The 17,896-nt window shown below is 66.6% G+C and carries 19 protein-coding genes; 5 read left to right on the top strand and 14 right to left on the bottom strand.

Annotated features, from left to right (window positions below; genetic code table 11):
• Window positions 1-30 precede the first annotated feature (30 nt).
• The 3 genes from GPA27_RS18180 to GPA27_RS18190 are packed head-to-tail and all read left to right on the top strand — an operon-like array spanning window position 31 to window position 2,419.
• The gene (locus GPA27_RS18180) at window positions 31-759 is read left to right on the top strand and encodes a maleate cis-trans isomerase family protein (protein WP_169141905.1); all 729 of its coding nucleotides are present in this window, start codon (window positions 31-33) and stop codon (window positions 757-759) included.
• A 22-nt stretch (window positions 760-781) separates the two neighbouring features.
• Window positions 782-1,525, top strand: coding sequence for an aspartate/glutamate racemase family protein (locus GPA27_RS18185; RefSeq protein ID WP_169141906.1), 744 nt, complete (start codon window positions 782-784; stop codon window positions 1,523-1,525).
• Between the two features lie 51 nt (window positions 1,526-1,576).
• Window positions 1,577-2,419 (top strand): fumarylacetoacetate hydrolase family protein, encoded by an 843-nt coding sequence (locus tag GPA27_RS18190; RefSeq protein WP_169141907.1) that lies wholly within the window; start codon window positions 1,577-1,579, stop codon window positions 2,417-2,419.
• A gap of 82 nt (window positions 2,420-2,501) precedes the next feature.
• Here GPA27_RS18190 and GPA27_RS18195 read toward each other — a convergent pair whose 3' ends face one another.
• Genes GPA27_RS18195 through GPA27_RS18205 form a run of 3 tightly spaced genes read right to left on the bottom strand, consistent with a single transcriptional unit; the run spans window position 2,502 to window position 7,190 of the window.
• Complete coding sequence (locus tag GPA27_RS18195) at window positions 2,502-3,557, bottom strand: 2-oxoacid:ferredoxin oxidoreductase subunit beta (RefSeq protein ID WP_169141908.1); 1,056 nt, start codon at window positions 3,555-3,557, stop codon at window positions 2,502-2,504.
• Window positions 3,554-5,410 (bottom strand): 2-oxoacid:acceptor oxidoreductase subunit alpha, encoded by a 1,857-nt coding sequence (locus GPA27_RS18200; protein WP_169141909.1) that lies wholly within the window; start codon window positions 5,408-5,410, stop codon window positions 3,554-3,556. Before GPA27_RS18200 ends, GPA27_RS18195 begins: the two co-directional genes overlap by 4 nt.
• Window position 5,411: 1 nt before the next feature.
• A complete protein-coding gene (locus GPA27_RS18205) occupies window positions 5,412-7,190 on the bottom strand; it encodes an FAD-dependent oxidoreductase (protein ID WP_169141910.1) in 1,779 nt (592 codons plus the stop codon).
• Window positions 7,191-7,490: 300 nt separating this feature from the next.
• On the opposite strand from GPA27_RS18205, the gene GPA27_RS18210 reads away from it, so the two are divergent.
• Window positions 7,491-7,766: a PepSY domain-containing protein gene (locus GPA27_RS18210; RefSeq protein ID WP_169141911.1), complete on the top strand. Its 276-nt coding sequence runs from the start codon at window positions 7,491-7,493 to the stop codon at window positions 7,764-7,766.
• A 32-nt stretch (window positions 7,767-7,798) separates the two neighbouring features.
• Here the strand turns inward: GPA27_RS18210 and GPA27_RS18215 are convergent, their stop codons facing one another.
• The 3 genes from GPA27_RS18215 to GPA27_RS18225 all read right to left on the bottom strand — a co-directional run bounded on the left by GPA27_RS18215 (window position 7,799) and on the right by GPA27_RS18225 (window position 10,100).
• Entirely contained in the window at window positions 7,799-8,872 is a 1,074-nt protein-coding gene (locus GPA27_RS18215; RefSeq protein WP_211165082.1) for an MBL fold metallo-hydrolase, read from the bottom strand.
• A 122-nt stretch (window positions 8,873-8,994) separates the two neighbouring features.
• Complete coding sequence (locus GPA27_RS18220) at window positions 8,995-9,489, bottom strand: hypothetical protein (protein WP_246261221.1); 495 nt, start codon at window positions 9,487-9,489, stop codon at window positions 8,995-8,997.
• A 113-nt stretch (window positions 9,490-9,602) separates the two neighbouring features.
• A complete protein-coding gene (locus GPA27_RS18225) occupies window positions 9,603-10,100 on the bottom strand; it encodes a hypothetical protein (RefSeq protein ID WP_169141912.1) in 498 nt (165 codons plus the stop codon).
• Window positions 10,101-10,320: 220 nt separating this feature from the next.
• Here GPA27_RS18225 and GPA27_RS18230 point away from each other — a divergent pair, with 220 nt between their 5' ends.
• Window positions 10,321-10,743, top strand: a complete 423-nt coding sequence (locus GPA27_RS18230) for a CBS domain-containing protein (RefSeq protein WP_169141913.1) — start codon at window positions 10,321-10,323, stop codon at window positions 10,741-10,743.
• A 55-nt stretch (window positions 10,744-10,798) separates the two neighbouring features.
• Here the strand turns inward: GPA27_RS18230 and GPA27_RS18235 are convergent, their stop codons facing one another.
• The 8 genes from GPA27_RS18235 to GPA27_RS18270 form a co-directional block, all read right to left on the bottom strand.
• On the bottom strand, window positions 10,799-11,380 hold the full coding sequence (locus GPA27_RS18235; protein ID WP_169141914.1) for a hemerythrin domain-containing protein: 582 nt from the start codon (window positions 11,378-11,380) through the stop codon (window positions 10,799-10,801).
• Window positions 11,381-11,396: 16 nt separating this feature from the next.
• Complete coding sequence (locus tag GPA27_RS18240; protein ID WP_169141915.1) at window positions 11,397-12,104, bottom strand: ABC transporter ATP-binding protein; 708 nt, start codon at window positions 12,102-12,104, stop codon at window positions 11,397-11,399.
• Window positions 12,097-12,852 carry an ABC transporter ATP-binding protein gene (locus tag GPA27_RS18245; protein ID WP_169141916.1) on the bottom strand — a complete coding sequence of 252 codons (756 nt, stop codon included), beginning with the start codon at window positions 12,850-12,852 and terminating at the stop codon, window positions 12,097-12,099. The genes GPA27_RS18240 and GPA27_RS18245 overlap by 8 nt, the downstream gene beginning before the upstream one ends.
• On the bottom strand, window positions 12,849-13,850 hold the full coding sequence (locus GPA27_RS18250; protein ID WP_169141917.1) for a branched-chain amino acid ABC transporter permease: 1,002 nt from the start codon (window positions 13,848-13,850) through the stop codon (window positions 12,849-12,851). Before GPA27_RS18250 ends, GPA27_RS18245 begins: the two co-directional genes overlap by 4 nt.
• A 10-nt stretch (window positions 13,851-13,860) precedes the next feature.
• Complete coding sequence (locus tag GPA27_RS18255; RefSeq protein WP_169141918.1) at window positions 13,861-14,718, bottom strand: branched-chain amino acid ABC transporter permease; 858 nt, start codon at window positions 14,716-14,718, stop codon at window positions 13,861-13,863.
• A 75-nt stretch (window positions 14,719-14,793) separates the two neighbouring features.
• A complete protein-coding gene (locus tag GPA27_RS18260) occupies window positions 14,794-15,960 on the bottom strand; it encodes an ABC transporter substrate-binding protein (RefSeq protein WP_169141919.1) in 1,167 nt (388 codons plus the stop codon).
• A gap of 69 nt (window positions 15,961-16,029) precedes the next feature.
• Window positions 16,030-16,686, bottom strand: coding sequence for a maleylacetoacetate isomerase (maiA, locus tag GPA27_RS18265; protein ID WP_169141920.1), 657 nt, complete (start codon window positions 16,684-16,686; stop codon window positions 16,030-16,032).
• Between the two features lie 14 nt (window positions 16,687-16,700).
• Window positions 16,701-17,894, bottom strand: coding sequence for a 3-hydroxybenzoate 6-monooxygenase (locus tag GPA27_RS18270; protein WP_169141921.1), 1,194 nt, complete (start codon window positions 17,892-17,894; stop codon window positions 16,701-16,703).
• Window positions 17,895-17,896 lie beyond the last annotated feature (2 nt).

A 17,896-nucleotide genomic window follows, 5' to 3' on the forward strand; every position in this document is an offset into this window, starting at 1 on the left:
CTCCCCGACCGGACCCCAACGAGGATTCCCATGAGCAAACGCATCCGCCTGGGCGTGCTGACGCCCTCCTCCAACACCTCCCTCGAACCGCTCACCAGCGCCATCGTCGCCGAAGTGCCGGGTGTATCCGCGCACTTCTCCCGCTTCACCGTCACCGAGATTTCGCTCAAGGACCAGGCCCTCGGCCAGTTCGACGACACCAGGATCCTCGAAGCCGCGAAGCTGCTCGCCGATGCCCATGTCGACTCGATCGGCTGGAGCGGCACGTCCTCCGGCTGGCTCGGTTTCGAGCGCGACGTGCAACTGTGCCGCCGCATCACCGAAGTCACCGGCATCCCCGCGACGACCTCCGTGCTCGCGCTGAACGAGATCCTCGCCAGGACCGGCACCAAGAAGCTCGGCCTCGCCACGCCCTACGTGCCCGACGTGCAGGCGCGCATCGTCGCGAATTACGCGACGCTCGGCATCGAAGTGCCTTCCGAGCGGCACCTCGGCATCAGCGTCAATTTCGACTTTGCCGAAGTCACCGAGGACACGCTGCGCGCGATGGTGCGCGAAGTCGCGAAGTCCCGCCCTGAAGCGATCACGACCTTCTGCACCAACCTGCGCGCCGCCCAGCTCGCCGACGAACTCGAAGCCGAGACCGGCGTCCCGCTGTACGACACGGTGTCGACCGTCGTATGGAAGCAGTTGCGCATGGCTGGCATCGACACCCGCGCGATCAAGGGCTGGGGTCGCCTGTTCCGCGAAGTGGCCTAAAGTGAAAACGGATGGATCGAAGATGAAAATCCTGCTGCTGAATCCCAACACCTCGCAGAGCGTCACCGACCGCATCGCCAACGCGGCGCTGGGCGTGGCGGGCGCGCACACCGAACTCGTCACCGCGACCGCCCCGCGCGGCGTGCCCTACATCGCGACCCGCGCCGAAGCCGTGATCGGCGGCGCCGTGGCGCTCGAAATGCTCGCCGAGATGCACACCGGCGTCGACGCCGCGGTGATCGCCGCCTTCGGCGACCCCGGCCTCGGCGGCGCGCGCGAACTGTTCCCGATCCCGGTGATCGGCCTGGCCGAAGCCGGCATGCTCACCGCGTGCATGCTGGGCAAGCGCTTCGCGATCGTGACCTTCTCGCAGTCGCTCGAACCCTGGTATCACGAGTGCATCGCGTGGCACGGCCTGCGCGAGCGCTGCGCCGGCGTGCGTGCGCTGGGGGGCAGCTTCCGCTCGATCTCCGACGTGCAGGACGAGAAGGAAGCGCTGCTCGTCCAACTCGCGCAGCAGGCCGTGAACGAGGATGGCGCAGACGTCGTCGTGCTCGCCGGCGCGCCGCTCGCCGGGCTCGCACGCCGCGTGCGCGACCGCATCCCGGTGCCCGTCGTCGACTGCGTCGAAGCCGCGGTCAAGCAGGCCGAAACGCTGGTCGCGCTGAACCCGCGCAAGGCCGAGCAAGGCACCTTTGCACGCCCCGGGGCGAAGCCCTGCATCGGCATCGCCGAGCCCTTGGCGCGCTGGATCAACCATGAGTGAGGCTCACCGCGCGGACGCGCGCAGCCTCCTCGCCCTTCAAGGAGAACGGCTGTGAAACTCGTTCGCTTCGGAGCCCCGGGGAAGGAACGCCCCGGACTGATCGACGCCGCGGGCGCGATCCGCGACCTGTCGGGCGTGCTGCCCGAAATCAGTGGAGCTACTCTCGCCCCGGCCAGCCTCGCACGGCTGCGCGGTCTGGATCCGCGGAGCCTTCCCGTCGTGCCCGCCGGCACCCGCTTCGGTGCGCCGCTCGCCGGCGTCGGCAAGATCGTGTGCATCGGCCTAAACTACGCCGACCATGCGCGTGAAGCCAGCCTGCCGATCCCGGAAGAACCCATCGTGTTCATGAAGGCGCAGACCGCAATCTGCGGGCCGAACGACGCGATCGTCCTGCCGCCCGGCTCGGAGAAGACCGACTGGGAGCTCGAACTCGTGCTCGCGATCGGCACGACGGCACGGCGCGTGGCGGTCGGCGATGCGCTGAACCACGTCGCCGGCTACATGACGGGCCTGGACCTGTCCGAGCGCTACTGGCAGCTCGAACGCGGCGGTCAATGGACAAAAGGCAAGAGCTTCGACACCTTCGCGCCGATCGGCCCATGGCTCGCGACCGCGGACGAACTCGCCACCCCCGGCGAACTGGCGATGCGGCTCGCAGTCAATGGCGAGCGCATGCAGGACAGCCACACCGCCAACATGATCTTCAGCCCCGCACAGATCATCAGCTACGTCAGCGGTCTGATGACGCTGCAGCCCGGCGACCTGATCTTCACCGGCACGCCCGCGGGCGTCGGCATGGGCATGCAGCCGCCGCGCTACCTGCGCGCCGGCGACCGCATCGACGCCGCAATTGCCGGCCTGGGCGAGCAGCAGCACACCGTCATCGCCGACTGAGCGCTTACCCCTTTCCCCTTCCTTTGTGGAAATTCACCCCGCCGGACGCACATCCGGCGGGGATTTTTTTGCTGCCGCGGTTTCAGCGCAGCATCGCGTTGAGCGCCTCGAGTGCCTTGCTGCCCGGGCACAGATAGGCATCGCCGAGCTGATTCAGCGGCTTCTCCACGGTGTTGAGGTGGGTATGCATGTCCTGCCCGCTGCTGTCGACGTACAGCAGCCCGGTGACGATCTCGCCCAGCGCCTGACGCTCCTGCAGGTGGTTCATCGCGCCGATGCGGTCCGAGGGGTCGTAGTCGACGCCCACCTTGCGCAGGTGCAGGATCGAGCCGTCGTGCTGCACGACGCGGCGCAGGCTGCCCGGCGGGTAGGAGGCCTCGATCTGCGCCTTGGGCAGGATCACGTCGAGCCGGTTCACCGCCGTGTTGTGCTCGCGCACGTAGTCGTAGCTCTTCGTCGAACCGTTGTGGTTGTTGAAGGTCACGCACGGACTGATGACGTCGATGAAGGCCGGCCCGCCGTGGCGCAGCGCGCCCTTGATTAGCGGCACGAGCTGCTCCTTGTCGCCGGAGAAGCTGCGCGCGACATAGGTGGCGCCGAGCTGCAGCGCGAGCGCGGCGAGGTCGATCGGGTTGTCGCTGTTGATGACGCCCTTCTTGCTCTTCGTGCCCTTGTCCGCGGTCGCGGAGAACTGTCCCTTGGTGAGGCCGTACACGCCGTTGTTCTCGACGATGTAGGTCATGTTCACGCCGCGGCGCATCGCGTGCGCGAACTGGCCGATGCCGATCGAGGCCGAGTCGCCGTCGCCCGATACGCCCAGGTACAGCAGGTTGCGGTTCGCCAGCGCCGCCCCGGTCAGCACCGAGGGCATGCGCCCGTGCACCGAGTTGAAGCCGTGCGAGTTGCCGAGGAAGTAGTCCGGCGTCTTCGACGAGCAGCCGATGCCCGACAGCTTCGCGACCTTGTGCGGCTCGATGTCGAGGTCGAAGCAGGCCTGCACGACCGCAGCGCTGATCGAATCATGGCCGCAACCCGCGCACAGCGTCGAGATCGCCCCCTCGTAGTCGCGGCGGGTGAAGCCGAGCGCGTTGCGCGGCGCGTCGGCCGCGAGGAGTTTGGGTTTGGCGAGATAGGTCATGAGGCCACCTTGCGCTGGGGTTGTCCGATGGAACTGATCTTGCGGTCGGTCAGGGCGTCGGCGATCTTGCCGGCGATGAAGCGCGCCGTGATCGGCGATCCGTCGTAGTGCAGCACGCGCACGAGCTTCTTCGGATCGATTTCGCCTTCGTTGATCAGCAGCGTGCGCAGCTGCGCGCTCTCGTTCTGCTCGACGACGAACACCGCGTCGCGCTCGGCGATGAACTGCATCACCTCGTCGCTGAAGGGGAAGCCGCGCACGCGCAGCGTGTCGACGTGGATGCCGTCTGCCGCGAGCTTCGCGCCGGCCTCGGCCATCGCGTGCGCCGTGGAGCCGTAGTAGATCACACCCACATGCGTGGGCTGCGCCGCCTTCTTCAGGATCGGCGCGGGCACGAGATCCTTGGCCGTGTTGAACTTCCGGCGCAGGCGTTCCATGTTGTACACGTAGTCGGTGCCGATCTCGCTGTACTTCGCATACGGGTTGCGCGTCGTGCCGCGCGTGAAGTACGCACCCTTGGTCGGATGGGTACCCGGAATCGTGCGGTACGGGATGCCGTCGCCATCGACATCGAGGTAGCGGCCGAAGTCCTTGCCGGCCTCGAGTTCGGCGTAGGTCATGAGCTTGCCGCGGTCGTAGCGGCGGCTGTCGTCCCACTCGAAGGGTGCGCACAGCTGTTCGTTCATGCCGATGTCGAGGTCGGAGAGCACGAACACCGGCGTCTGCAGCCGCTCGGCGAGGTCGAAGGCCTGCGCGGTGAGGCTGAAGCACTCGTGCGCATCCTGCGGGAACAGCAGCACGTGGCGCGTGTCGCCGTGCGAGGCATAGGCGCACGAGAGCAGGTCCGACTGCTGCGTGCGCGTGGGCATGCCGGTCGAGGGGCTGCCGCGCTGCACGTCCACGATCACCGCGGGGATCTCGGCGAAGTACGCGAGGCCGAAGAACTCCTGCATCAGCGAGATGCCCGGCCCCGAGGTCGCGGTGAAGGCGCGCGCGCCGTTCCAGCCGGCGCCGATGACCATGCCGATCGACGCGAGCTCGTCCTCGGCCTGCACGATCGCATAGCGCGCGCGGCCGTTGTCCGGGTCGGTGCGGAACTTGCGGCAGTAGCTCGAGAAGGCTTCGATGACCGAGGTCGAGGGGGTAATCGGATACCAGCCCGCGACAGTGGCGCCGCCATACACGGCACCGAGGCCGCAGGCGCTGTTGCCGTCAATCATGATGCGCTCGCCCACGGCGTCGGCGCGCTTCACCCGGAGCCCGATCGGACACGGCAGGTGCTGCTTCGCGTAGTCGTAGCCCAGGCGCAGCGCATTGACGTTGGCCTTGATGAGCTGGTCCTTGCCGCGGTAGCGGTCGACGATGAGCTGCTCGGCCGCGGCGAACTCCATGTCGAGCAGCGCCATCAGCGCACCGACGTACATGATGTTCTTGAACAGCTGGCGCTGGCGCGCGTCCTCGTATTCCTCGTTGCACATCGCGGTGAGCGGAATGCCCAGCACGGTGATGTCCTCGCGGAACTTCGACGGCGGGAGCGGCTTCGTCGAGTCGTAGAAGAGATAGCCGCCCGGCTCGATCGCGGCGATGTCGCGGTCCCAGGTCTGCGGGTTCATCGCGACCATCATATCGCAGCCGCCGCGTGCGCCGAGCCAGCCGGCTTCGGAGACGCGCACCTCGTACCACGTGGGCAGGCCTTGGATGTTGGACGGGAAGATGTTGCGCGGGGCGACCGGCACGCCCATGCGGATGATCGCGCGCGCGAACAGTTCGTTGGCCGAGGCGGAGCCCGAGCCGTTGACGTTCGCGAACTTGATCACGAAGTCGTTGCAGTGTTGGATCGCTGGGGTACTCATCTCAGGCCTCCGCGCCGGCTTGCGCGATGTTCACTTGGAATTTCTGCATGTCCCATGCGCCGGTCGGGCAGCGCTCGGCACACATGCCGCAGTGCAGGCAGACATTCTCGTCCTTGACCATCACGCGCCCGGTCTTGAGCCCCTCGGCGAGGTACAGCGCCTGCTCGGCGTTGTGCGACGGCGCCTTGAGGCGGCCGCGCAGCTCGTCTTCCTCGCCGTTGCGCGTGAAGGTGATGCATTCGGTCGGACAGATATCGACGCAGGCGTCGCACTCGATGCACAGCTTGGGCTTGAACACGGTGGCGACGTCACAGTTGAGGCAGCGGGCCGTCTCCGCGCAGGCGAGCTTGAAGTCGTAGCCGAGTTCGAACTCGGACTTGATGTCCTTCAACGCCTCCTCGATCGACTTCACCGGCACCTTGCGGCGCGCCTCTTCCGACACCTGGTTGTCGTAGCTCCACTCGTGGATGCCCATCTTCTGGCTCACGAGGTTCATCGTCGGCGCGGGGCGCTGCGTCAGCGGCAACCCGCGGCAGAAGAGGTCGATCGAGATCGCCGCCTCGTGGCCCTGCGCGACCGCAGTGATGATGTTCTTCGGCCCGAGCGCCGCGTCGCCGCCGAAGAACACGCGCGGCAGCGTCGATTGCAGCGTCTGCGCATCCAGCACCGGCAGGCCCCAGCGGTCGAACTCGAGTCCGATGTCGCGCTCGATCCACGGGAAGGCGTTTTCCTGGCCGATGGCGATCAGGACGTCGTCGCATTCCATATGCACATCCGGCTCGCCGGTCGGCACGAGCGAACGGCGGCCCTTGTCGTCATATTCGGCGCGCACCTTCTCGAACTGCACGCCGGTGAGGCGGCCGTGGTCGTGCGTGAACGCCTTCTGCACGAGGAAGTTGTGGATGGGGATGCCTTCGTGCAGCGCATCCTCCTTCTCCCACGGCGAAGCCTTCATCTCCTCGAAGCCGCTGCGCACCACCACGCGCACGTCCTCGCCACCGAGGCGGCGCGCCGAGCGACAGCAGTCCATCGCAGTGTTGCCGCCGCCGAGCACGATCACGCGCTTGCCGATCGAGGTGACGTGGCCGAAGGCGACGTTCGCGAGCCAGTCGATGCCGACATGGATATGCGCCGCGGCCTGATTGCGCCCCGGGAGGTCGGCGTCGCGCCCGCGGGGGGCGCCGGTGCCGACGAAGACGGCGTCCCAGTCGCTCGCCAGCACCTCGCGCAGGCTGCCGATCCAGTGGTTCTGACGCAGTTCGACGCCCAGGTGCTCGACGTAACCGCATTCCTCGTCGATGACGCTGTCGGGCAGGCGGAATTTCGGGATCTGGCTGCGCATCATGCCGCCGGACGACGACCCGCTGTCGAACACCGTGACCTGATAGCCCTGCACCGCCAGGTCGCGGGCAACCGTCAGCGAAGCCGGCCCGCCGCCAATACAGGCGATGCGCTTGCCGTTCTTCTTCTCGGGCGGCCGCGGCAGGCGATCGCGGATGTCATCCTTGAAGTCGGCCGCGACACGCTTGAGGCGGCAGATCGCGACCGGCTCCTTGTCGACACGCCCCCGCCGGCAGGCCGGTTCGCACGGACGGTCGCACACCCGTCCGAGAATCCCCGGAAAGACGTTCGAGTTCCAGTTGATCATGTAGGCGGTGGAGAAGTCACCCGCAGCGATCTGCCGGATGTATTCGGGCACCGGGGTATGGGCCGGACAGGCCCACTGACAGTCGACGACCTTGTGCAGGAAGTCTGGATTGCTGATGTCGGTCGGTTTCAAGTGCGTCCTTCCTGTCTCGGGAAAAGCGTGCGTATGAACGCGCCAATCACTACATGCACCATTGTGCACAAGATGCACTCAAATGCACGCTGCACTGCAACATGTCTCATCGGATTCCATGCGCAATACGCTATCCTACATTTTCCGGACAATCCCAGTGCCACGCTTGCGTCTCTTGTCGCATTTACGGACAAGCACCGCGGTCATGGCCTCGCGAGGAGGACTTCAGGAACGGTTCACCTTCACTCTCGCAGAATGTCTCCCATGCCACCCCGGCATGCAAAGAAACAGGAGACAGCCATGAACATCCGCCACTTCACCCTCGCCGCAGCCGCCCTTCTGATCGGGACCAGCGCCTTCGCCGGCCCGAAGTGCACGGCCGCTCCGCAGAACACCCAGCCCGTGGCAAACACGCTGCGCACGTTGGTCGACGCGGGCTTCAAGTTCCAGAAGGCCAAGGTCACCAGGGACGACTGCTACGAGCTGAAAGGGACCAACACGGTCGGCGACCGCGTCGAGATCTACCTCAACCCGGCCGACGGCACCAACGTCAAGACCGAGACGAAGAAAAGCTGAGGCCAGTGAGGTGGGCGGCGCGGGCGATCGGGTCACGTCGCCCCGCCCTCGACGGCGCAGCCCTCGGCCCGCCACCGCAACATCCCGCCGGCGAGGTTGGCCACCTCGCCGAATCCCGCCCGCTGCAGCATCACGACCGCCTGCGCCGAACGCGTACCCGAACGGCACACGGTCACCACGGGCCGCGCCGCGTCGATCTCGCCGCTGCGTGCGGCGAGCTGATCGAGCGGAATGAGCTTCGCGCCGCGGATGTGGCCAAGCGACCCGTCGAACTCGTCGGGCTGGCGGACGTCGATCACCTGCACCCGCTCCACCGCCTCTTCCAGCGCATGCGCCTGGATCTCCCAGATACCGCCGAAGGTGAAGGTGAGCGGCGCCCACGCGGGGTCGCCCGCGTCGACGACCCCTGCCTCCGGACGTCCGCAGTTCAGGTTGGCCGGCACGGCGACGTCGATCTTCTTCGGGTGCGGCAGGCCGAGGTTCTTCATGTAGCCGGCGAAGTCCCCCACATTGCTGTCGCCGCCGAGACGGGGGTTCCAGTTGCGTTCCTCTTCCACGCTCGTGACGGTGAGCCCGCGGTAGTCGTGCGCAGGGTACAGCAGGCAGTCGGCGGGAAGCGTGAAGATCTGTTCGTGTACCGAGCGGTACATCGTCGGGGCATCACCCTGCTGGAAATCGGTGCGACCGCAGCCGCGGATCAGCACGCAGTCGCCGGTGAAGGCCATGGACTGGTCGTCGAACACGAAGGTGAGGCAGCCGTTGGTGTGCCCGGGCGTCGCGCGCACCTCCAGGTGACGTCCGCCGAACGCGACGCGGTCGCCGTGATCGAGCAAGAGATCAGCGCCGTTCGCGCCGCTATGGCGCGACAGCGCGATGCGGCTCCCGGTCCGTTCCCGCAACAGCCACGCGCCGGTCACGTGATCCGCATGCACATGCGTCTCGAGCGTCCAGCGCAATTGCAGGCGCAGCTCATGCAACAGCGCGGCGTCGCGCCGCACCTGCTCGAACACCGGATCGACGAGCAGCGCGTCGCCGCTCAGGCTGTCGCCCAGCAGGTAGGTGTAGGTGGACGACGACGCGTCGAAGAGTTGCCTGAAGATCAGCATCCTGTTTCCTCCCCGTGGCTCTTGTTGTGCGCAGCAAATGGTACGCCGCGGCCATCGTTTACGATCGCCGCGACGAAGGGAGGTTCAGGATGCCGCCCGGCGCAATCGGGCGGCTTCAGCGCTCAGTGTCCGGCGTTCACAGGCTTCCAGCCCGGATGGTCGAAGTACTGGCCGTAGCTGTTGAGGGCATTCACGATATGCACGACGCCCTTGCTGCGGTCATCGACGGGCTGCTTGCCGGCGACGACTTCGGCACCACCGGACAGCTCCGCGATCACGTTGTGCAGCACGGCATCGGCCTCGGGGGCGAGCTTGCAGTTGCCGACGATGTACGCGAGCTGCGCGTCGACCGCCTTGCCCATCGCTTCGTACTGCGCCGTCGTAAACCGGCCGCCGTGAATCGCGTCGAGCTTGGGCTCGACGTTCGCGCGGATCTTCAGCATCCCCTCGCGCAGCGGCGCATCGGTCTGCCATTTGCTGCCCGCATTGAGCTTGAGCGCCGGTGTCTGTGCGCCGTGATTGTGGGCGTCCGCAGCGATTGCCTGCGGTGCGCCAACCAACCCCGCGGCTGCGACCGCGCAGGCGATGAACAAAGCTCTTGCCGATACTGTCTTCATGATCATATTCCTCGTCGAACCTACCTGATTGAACGGTGCGGCGTTCTGCCGACCGGATGCTGCGGGCGCCGACACGTTTCGGACCGCCTCCGCGATTTGGCACGGCAATAACATCACCGCCCCGAGATTTCCAATGTTTCGTCCATTGCGCGCCAGCCCGGATGGGCGAACATCGTCCCGTAAAGGTTGAGCGCCTGCACGACCTTCAACAGGCCCATGCGGCGCGCATCGGCGTGGGCGGCCCGCTGCATCAGCGCGATGCCGTCGGCCATTTCCACGAGCAGCATGTGCAGGTGGCGCGACGCGACACCGTCGTGCGTGCAGCACGCGATCATCGCGGCGACGCGCGACTCCATCGTGCGGCCCAGTTCGGCGAGTTGCGCTGCGTCGGTGGTCGCATTGGTGCGCAGCGACGCGTTTGCATCGATCGCTGCGCGCATGTCGTCGATACCGCCGCGCACCCGCTCGTCGGGGCGCCAGCTGCGGGCGGCCTCGGTGGTGACGGGAGCGAGGTTCGCGGGAACGAAGGCGGCGCCGGCCGCTGCCGCGAATGCGGTCGTCGTGATCGCAATCGCCGCCGTGACGGCCAGCGCGAGGGAGTTCGGGCGCATGGGGTGACCTCCTGAATGGGTGACCAGGCCCTTACGCTATGCCTCTATTGATGAACGAAATCTGAATGAAATTGAAAACGGGCCATTCCCGGGGCGCCCGCCCGAATGAATCGCCCGGAGCATTTACCCGCCGCGGGTCGCGCCCTGCAGGCCGACCGCCGCTTCACCTGCTAGATTGAATGAAAGGGAGCTTGCACTAGCCAGCCGTGGGGGTATCGCCATGACCAATCGCTACATTTCGGACATCGTCCAGAATCAGGACCCGTTGATGATGCCACCCGATGCTTCGGTGGCACAGGCCTGCGAGCGCATGTGCGAGCGGCACGTCGGTGCAGTATTGGTCGCCGATCGCGCGCACCACCTGCTCGGCATTTTTACCGGACGCGACGCCGTACGCATGCTTGGAAAGGGCGGCGATGCTAGCCGAACGCGGCTGGACGCCGTGATGACGGCCGGGCCGGTCACGATAGGTCCTGACGCCCATGCGATCGACGCATTGCGCCTGATGAGCGACGGCGGCTTCCGCCACCTCCCCATCGTGGATCAGGGCGAGGTGACCGCGATCGTCGCGCGCTCGGATTTCGAGGGCCTCGAACTCGATCGCTTCGAAGAGGAAAAGGCGTTGTGGGAGCGGATCGCCTGATCGCGATCGGCTGAATCGGGCCGGCTGCGTTCGCACGCTGCCGGCCTTCAGGCGATCACACTGCCCTTGCACCCGCACCGACACCGTATGGTGCCGGCACCATGTTGACGATGCGCGAGAACAGCGTCCGGAACTCACCGGTCGGCCCCGACCAGGGATCCTTGTTGGCCTCGAAAGCGGCATCGATCTCGGCCCAGTCTTCCGCCGCAAGCCCGGTGCGAGCCATCGGGAGAAGCTCGATTTCCTCACGACTGACGTGGCGCCACGAGGCGGCGAGGTAGGTACGAGCGGTTGCTTCGAACTCGGGAAAGGCTGCGGCGCCCACCCCCTGATAATGGACGAGCGCTCCGCGAAGTGCGGCCGTGCGGCGCGCGCCCTCGGCGTGATCGGCTTCGAGCTGATCGAGCAGCGCCGCGGATGCGGGGATGCGTTCGCGCATCTTCACGAAGAGATAGTCGTCCTCCTTCGGGTGATGCAGCTTGTCGGGCACCTGCGTGATGTACTCGATCATCGCCGCGAGCAGCGCGAAGTCGGGCTCGAAACGGCCGTCGCGGATGGCGTCGAGCACGAAGCCGAAGGCCTGCAGCACGGCGCCCAGCGCGCGGTGTTCGTCGTGGATGATGTCCAGCGCTTTCATGGGAGGGTCCTCGTGTTCAATGCGCGGCGACGCCAAGCCAGCTATCGAGCAGTTCGCGGTCATTGCGCAGGGTGGCGCTGTCGCCTTGGTAGACGGCGCGACCGCGTTCGAGCACCAACGCCTGACGCGTCAGCGGCAGGATCTGGCGGGCATGCTGCTCGACGAGGATCACGGCCATGCCGCCTTCCTCGGTGAGCCGCCGGATGATGGACAAGAGCTCCTGCACGATCAGCGGCGCGAGGCCTTCGAGCGGCTCGTCGAGAAGCAGGAGTTTCGGGTTCAGCATCAGCGCGCGCCCTATCGCGAGCATCTGCTGCTCGCCGCCGGAGAGCTCGTTGCCCATGTTCGTGCGGCGTTCCTTGAGACGCGGGAACATCTCGTAGACGCGCTGCAGGTTCCAGTGGCCGGCGGTCGCGACGACGCTGAGGTTTTCCTCGACCGTCAGCGACGGAAAGATGTCGCGTTCCTGCGGCACCCAGCCGAGGCCGCGATGCGCGCGGGCGTGCGCGGGGACGATCGCGAGGTCTTCGCCCGCAAAGCGCAGAACGCCGGAATGCTGGCGCGCGGCGCCCATCAGGGTGGACAGCAGCGTCGTCTTGCCCATGCCGTTGCGGCCCAGCAGCGCGAGGCTGTCGCCCTCGCCCAGGCTGAAGGAGATGTCCTCCAGCACCACGGCGTCGCCGTAGCCGGCGCGCACGTTTTCGAGTTTCAGCAGCTCAGACACTGATCGCCTCCCCCAGATAGACTTCCTTGACCTTCGGATTGTTAGCGATCTCATCCGGCGTGCCGCCGGTGAGGAGCGCGCCGCTCACCAACACCGAGATGCAGTCGGCGAAGCGGAACACGAGATCCATGTCGTGCTCGATGAGCAGGATCGTCACGTCGCGCGGCAGCGCGGCGATCGTCTCGAAGAGCTCGCGGCTCTCGGAGGTCGGCACGCCGGCCGCGGGCTCGTCGAGGAGGAGCACGCCCGGCTTCATCGCAAGCGCCAGCGCGATCTCGATCAGGCGCTGTTTGCCATAGGCGAGGTTGCGCGTCTTTTCGTGCGCTAGGTCCAGCAGGCGCAGCGTCGAGAGGAGGCTTGCCGCTTCGTCGACCGCTTCGGCGTAGGCGCCGACCGGTCGCCAGAATCGCGCGCCGATGCCGATGCGTTCATTCACGGCCATCGTCACCGATTCGAGCACCGTCAGGTCCGCGAACAGGCGGTTGATCTGGAAGGTGCGCGCGAGGCCGCGCTTGACGCGCTGGTGCTGAGCGAGGTGGGTGACGGTGTCACCGTTGAGGATCACCTCGCCGCTCGTGGGTTCGAGGAAGCCGGTGAGCAGGTTGATCAGCGTCGTCTTGCCGGCGCCGTTCGGGCCGATCAGCGCGTGCCGCGCACCGGCTTCGACGTTGAGGGTGACGTCGTTGGTCGCGATAAAACCGCCGAATTTCTTGACGAGATTGCGCGTTTGCAGGGCGTAGCTGGTCATTGCTTGGTCCTCCCGAGGGCTGCGCCGAGGCGGCGCTGGCCGCCCCTCAGTCCGCCCATTACGCCATCACGGGCGAAGAGCACGATGACGACGAGCAGCGCGCCGAGCCAGAACTGCCAGTACTGGGGGTTGAGGTCGGAAAGCATGTGATGCGCCGACATGAACACGATGGTGCCGAGCAGCGCGCCGTAGAGGCTTCCCGAGCCCCCGAGCACGAGGATCAGCAGCAGTTCGGCGGAGCGGTTGAAGGCCAGGACGTCGAGCGCGACAAACTGCGTCGTCTGCGCAAGCAGCGCCCCGGCGATGCCCGCGTAGGCCGCGCCGATGGTATAGACCGCCGACAGCCGCGCGTTGACCGGCGCACCAATCGCCGGCATGCGGCCGACGTTGAGGCGGACGCCTTTCAGGCTCAGGCCGAAGGGGCTATGCACGAGCTTCCTCGCGACGCAGAACAGCGCGAAGAGCACGGCGATCGCGTACCAGTAGGCGGTCTTGCCGTAGAGATCGAACTCGAACTGGCCGAGCACGGGCAGCACTTCCATGCCCTGCAGGCCATCGACGCCGCCTGTGATGTGGGTGAGCTTGTTCGCGATCTCGTACAGCATCATCGCGACGCCGAGCGTGACCATCAGGCGCGTGAGATCGGCGCCGCGCAGCACGAGGAAGCTCGTGACATAGCCCAACACTGCCGTCACGAGCGCCGCGGCGACGAGCCCGAGCAGCGGGTCGCCGTAGCCGTGCGCGGCGAGCAGGCCCGCCGCGTAGGCGCCGAGGCCGAAAAAGGCCGCGTGGCCGAGCGAGACGATGCCGGCATAGCCGAGGATCAGGTCGAGCGACAGGCAAAACAGCGCGGTGATCGCGATCTGCGTCAGCAGCACGAGGTTGTCGGGGAAGATGAAATAGGCCGCGACGGGGATCAGCCAGAACGCGAGTTCGGCCGGCCGCCAGCGGTCCGCGCGCGCGATCGGCGCGAGGTCCAGGGTGAGAGCTGCTTGCATGGAAGTCTCCTTAGCGGGCGGCGCGGCGGCCGAAGAGGCCTTGCGGGCGGAAGATCAGCATCACGACCATCACCGCGTAGATGACGAAGGCGCCGATCTGCGGGACGTAGTACTTGCCGGCCACATCCACGACGCCGAGGATCAGCGACGCGACGAGCGAGCCCATGATGTTGCCGCTGCCACCAACGGCGACGACGATCAGGAAGTACACGATGTACTTGACCGGGAAGCTCGGATCGAGGCCCAGCATCTCGACGCCGAGCGCGCCACCGAGCCCCGCGAGCGCAGTGCCGAGCGCGAAGGTCAGTGTGAAGATGCGCTCGACGTTGATGCCCACGCCGCGTGCGGCGCGCGGGTTATCGACCGAGGCCCGCAATTGCGCGCCGAAGCGCGTGCCGCGCACGAGGCGGTTAAGGCCGTAGGCGATCGCCAGGCTCAGCACGACCAGGAACAGGCGATAGACGCCGATGTCCAGCCCGGGCAGGTTGATCTGTCCCTGCAGGAATTCCGGCAGCACCATCGGTTGCTGCTGCGCGCCGAAGAAGTAATGCGCGCCGGCGATCGACATGAATACGAGGCCGATCGAGAACAACACCTGGTCGAGGTGGGACGCCGCGTAGAGGCGGCGGTACAGCGTGCGCTCCAGCGCGACACCGACGAGAGCGGTCGCGAGGGCCGCGATCGGCAGCGTGGCGAGGAAGGGCACGCCAGCGCGGTTGAGCAGCGTCACGCAGACGTAGCCGCCCAGCATCGCGAAGGCACCATGCGCGAGGTTGACGAAGTTCATCAGACCGAGCGTGACCGATAGGCCGACGCTGATCAGGAACAGCAACATCCCCGAGGCGATGCCGTCGAAAATGACGGTCATGGGAGTCTCCTGTTGCGGTGTTTCCGTGAGGTTCCGGTCGCGAGAGAAGGCGTCAAACCCTCCCCCGCTCGACGCTTACTGCTTGCCCGGATCGCGCAGATCCACGACCTTGTCGAACTCGACGTTCTGCAGCTTGCCGGCGACCTTCTCGACCTTGCGGATGTAAATCGTCTGCACGATGTCGCGCGTCTGCGCATCGATGCCGATCTTGCCGCGCGGGCTGATCCAGCTCATGCCCTTGGCCGCCGCGACGAACTTGTCGCCGCTCGCGTCGCCGCCGGTCTTCTCCAGCGTCTTGGCGATGAGCTGCATGCCGTCGTAGCCGCTCACCGACATGTAGTTCGGGCGGTCCTTCGGGTAGGCCTTGTAGTAGGCCTGCACGTAGGCCTTGTTCTCCGGCGAGTCATGCACTTCGGAGTACTGCAGCGAGTTGATGATGCCCAGCGCGTTGTCTCCGACCGCGTCGAGGATGTCCTCCTCGGTCAGGTCGCCGGTGGCGATGACGCGGATGCCGGCTTTCGCGAGGTCGCGCTCGGCAAAACCCTTCATGAAGGCGACGGTCTGCTCGCCCGGCGGCACGAAGAGGAAAACCGCGTCGGGCTTCACGTCCTTGATCTTCTGCAGGAAGGGCGCGAAGTCGGGGTTCTTCACCGGTGTGCGCACTTCGCCGACGATCTCGCCGCCCGCCGCGGCGAAGGTCTTCTTGAACTGCGCCTCGGCGTCGTGACCCGGGCCGTAGTCCGCGACCAGCGTATAGACCTTGCGGATCTTGTTCTTCGCGGCCCAGTCGGCCACGGGCGCGGTGATCTGCGGCAGCGTGTGCGAGACGCGCAGGATGTAGTCGGACTTGGTCGTCACCGCGGAGGCGGCGGCGTTCATGACGATCATCGGCCTCTTCGCTTCCTTCGACACCGGGGCGGCGGCGAAGGCGGACGGCGTCAGGCCGAAACCGGCGAGGATGTCGACCTTGTCCTTGACGACCAGCTCCTGCGCAGCGCGCTTGCTGATCTCCGGGGCGACGCCGGTGTCGTCCTTGATGATCAGCTCGACCTTGCGGCCGGCGAAGGTGTCGCCGTTCTGCTTCAGGTACAGGCGCGCGCCGTTCTCGATCTGCTTGCCGTAGGCGGCGAAGAGGCCGGACATCGGCAGCACCATGCCGATCTTCAGCGGTTCGGCGGCGAACGCCGGGGCGGCTGCGCCGAGGGCAACGACGATTGCGGCGACGGTTTTTCTGAATGCCATGATGGATCTCCTCATCTCTCTCTTCGGGGGCCGGGGACGTTCGCCCCCGGCTCTTTATGAATCTTGTGATTACACCTTCGGCGCATCCGGCTGCACGGCGGGTGCCGCGCGGCGGAAGGCGTCGAGTTCGCCGCAGGCGCGGTCGATCGCGACGATGTTCGGGTACGGCGTCAGATCGACGCTGAAGCGGCGCGCGCTCTCGACCTGCGGGATCAGATACACGTCGGCGAGCGTCGGCGCGTTGCCGAAGCAGAACGGCCCGCGCGACGTGTCGGCCGCGAGCAGCGCTTCCATCGCGTCGAAACCGGCCGTGATCCACGTCGCGCACCACGCGAGCACCGCCGCCTCGTCACAGCCCAGCGTTTTCCTCAGGTATTCGAGGACGCGGCGGTTGTTGATCGGGTGGATGTCGCAGCCGACGATCGCCGCCAGCGCACGCACGCGGGCGCGGTCCTCGGCGTTGGCCGGAAGCAACGCCGGGGTCGGGTAGCGCTCTTCGAGCCACTCGATGATCGCCGGCGACTGGATCAGGGTGAGGTCGCCCTCAGTTGCCTCCGATACCAGCGCCGGCACCAGCGCCTGCGGATTCACCGCCTTGAAGGCGGCACCGAGATGCTCCTCGGTGCGCAGGTCGACCGGCACATACTCGTAGGCGATGCCCTTCAGGTTCAGCGCGATGCGCAGGCGGTGCGAGGTGCCGCTGCGGAAGAAGTTGTAGAGCTTCATCGACATGCTTCCGCTCAGTCCTTCGCGAGGCAGTTGTCCGCGTTCCAGCCGTACAGCCACTCCATCGCATCGTAGAAACGCTCCGGCGTGCGGCCCTTCCACAGGTCGTTGCGCACCAGGCGCTCGACGCCCTTGGCGTGGTAGATGCGGCCCATCTCGCGCGAGGACAGCACGATGCGCGCGGTACGGGCGATGCGCGAGCGCTGGTACAGGTCGAAGGCCTTTTCGAAGTCATTGCCATTGACGCGCAGCGCCTCACCCAGCGTCACGGCATCTTCGAGCGCCATGCATGCGCCCTGCGCCATGTATTGCGTCGTCGGATGCGCGGCGTCGCCCAGCAGCGTCACGCGGCCGAAGGACCACTGGCCGATCGGCTCGCGGTCGGCGGTCGCCCAGCGCTTCCAGCTCTTCGGCAGGTCGATCAGCTGGCGCGCCTTCGGGCAGATGCCCTGGAAGTAGCTCTGCACCTCTTCGCGGCTGCCTTCGGTGACGCCCCACTCTTCCTTCTCGCGGCTATGGAAGGTCACGACGACGTTGTACTGCTCGCCGCCGCGCAGCGGGTAATGCACGAGGTGGCAGTTCGGGCCGACCCAGATGCTGGCGGCGTTCCACTGCAGGTTCTCGGGGAAGTCCTTCTTGTCGATCACTGCGCGATAGACGACGTGCCCAGTCACGCGTGCCGGGTCATTGACGTACTGCGCGCGCACCACCGACTTCACGCCGTCCGCGCCGATCAGCGCGACGCCGCGGAAGGCGTTGCCGTGCTGGTCGTACACCGTCACGCCAGCGCTATCCTGCTCGACGCGCTGGACGTGGGTCGAGGTACGGAATTCGACGCGGCCGGTCTCCTGCGCGCCTTCGAGGAGCGACAGATGCACGTCGACACGGTGGATCACCGCGTACGGGTTGCCGAAACGCTTGCGGAACGCTTCGCGGGTCGGGATACGGCCAACGAGGGTCTCGTCGAGCGCATCGTGCATCACCATCTCGTCGGTATACACGGCGCGACCGCGCGCCTTCTCGCCGACGCCCAGCGCGTCGAAAGCGTGGAAGGCGTTGGGGCCCAGCTGGATGCCGGCACCGATCTCGCCGATCTGGTCGGCCTGCTCCAGCACCAGCACCTTGAAGCCCTGGCGCACCAGCGCGAGTGCGGCTGCAAGGCCGCCAATGCCGCCGCCGGCGACGATTACGGGAAGCTGCTCGGTCATGT

The sequence above is a fragment of the Aromatoleum toluolicum genome, from assembly GCF_012911005.2.
In the GTDB taxonomy this organism is placed as follows: Bacteria; Pseudomonadota; Gammaproteobacteria; order Burkholderiales; family Rhodocyclaceae; genus Aromatoleum; species Aromatoleum toluolicum.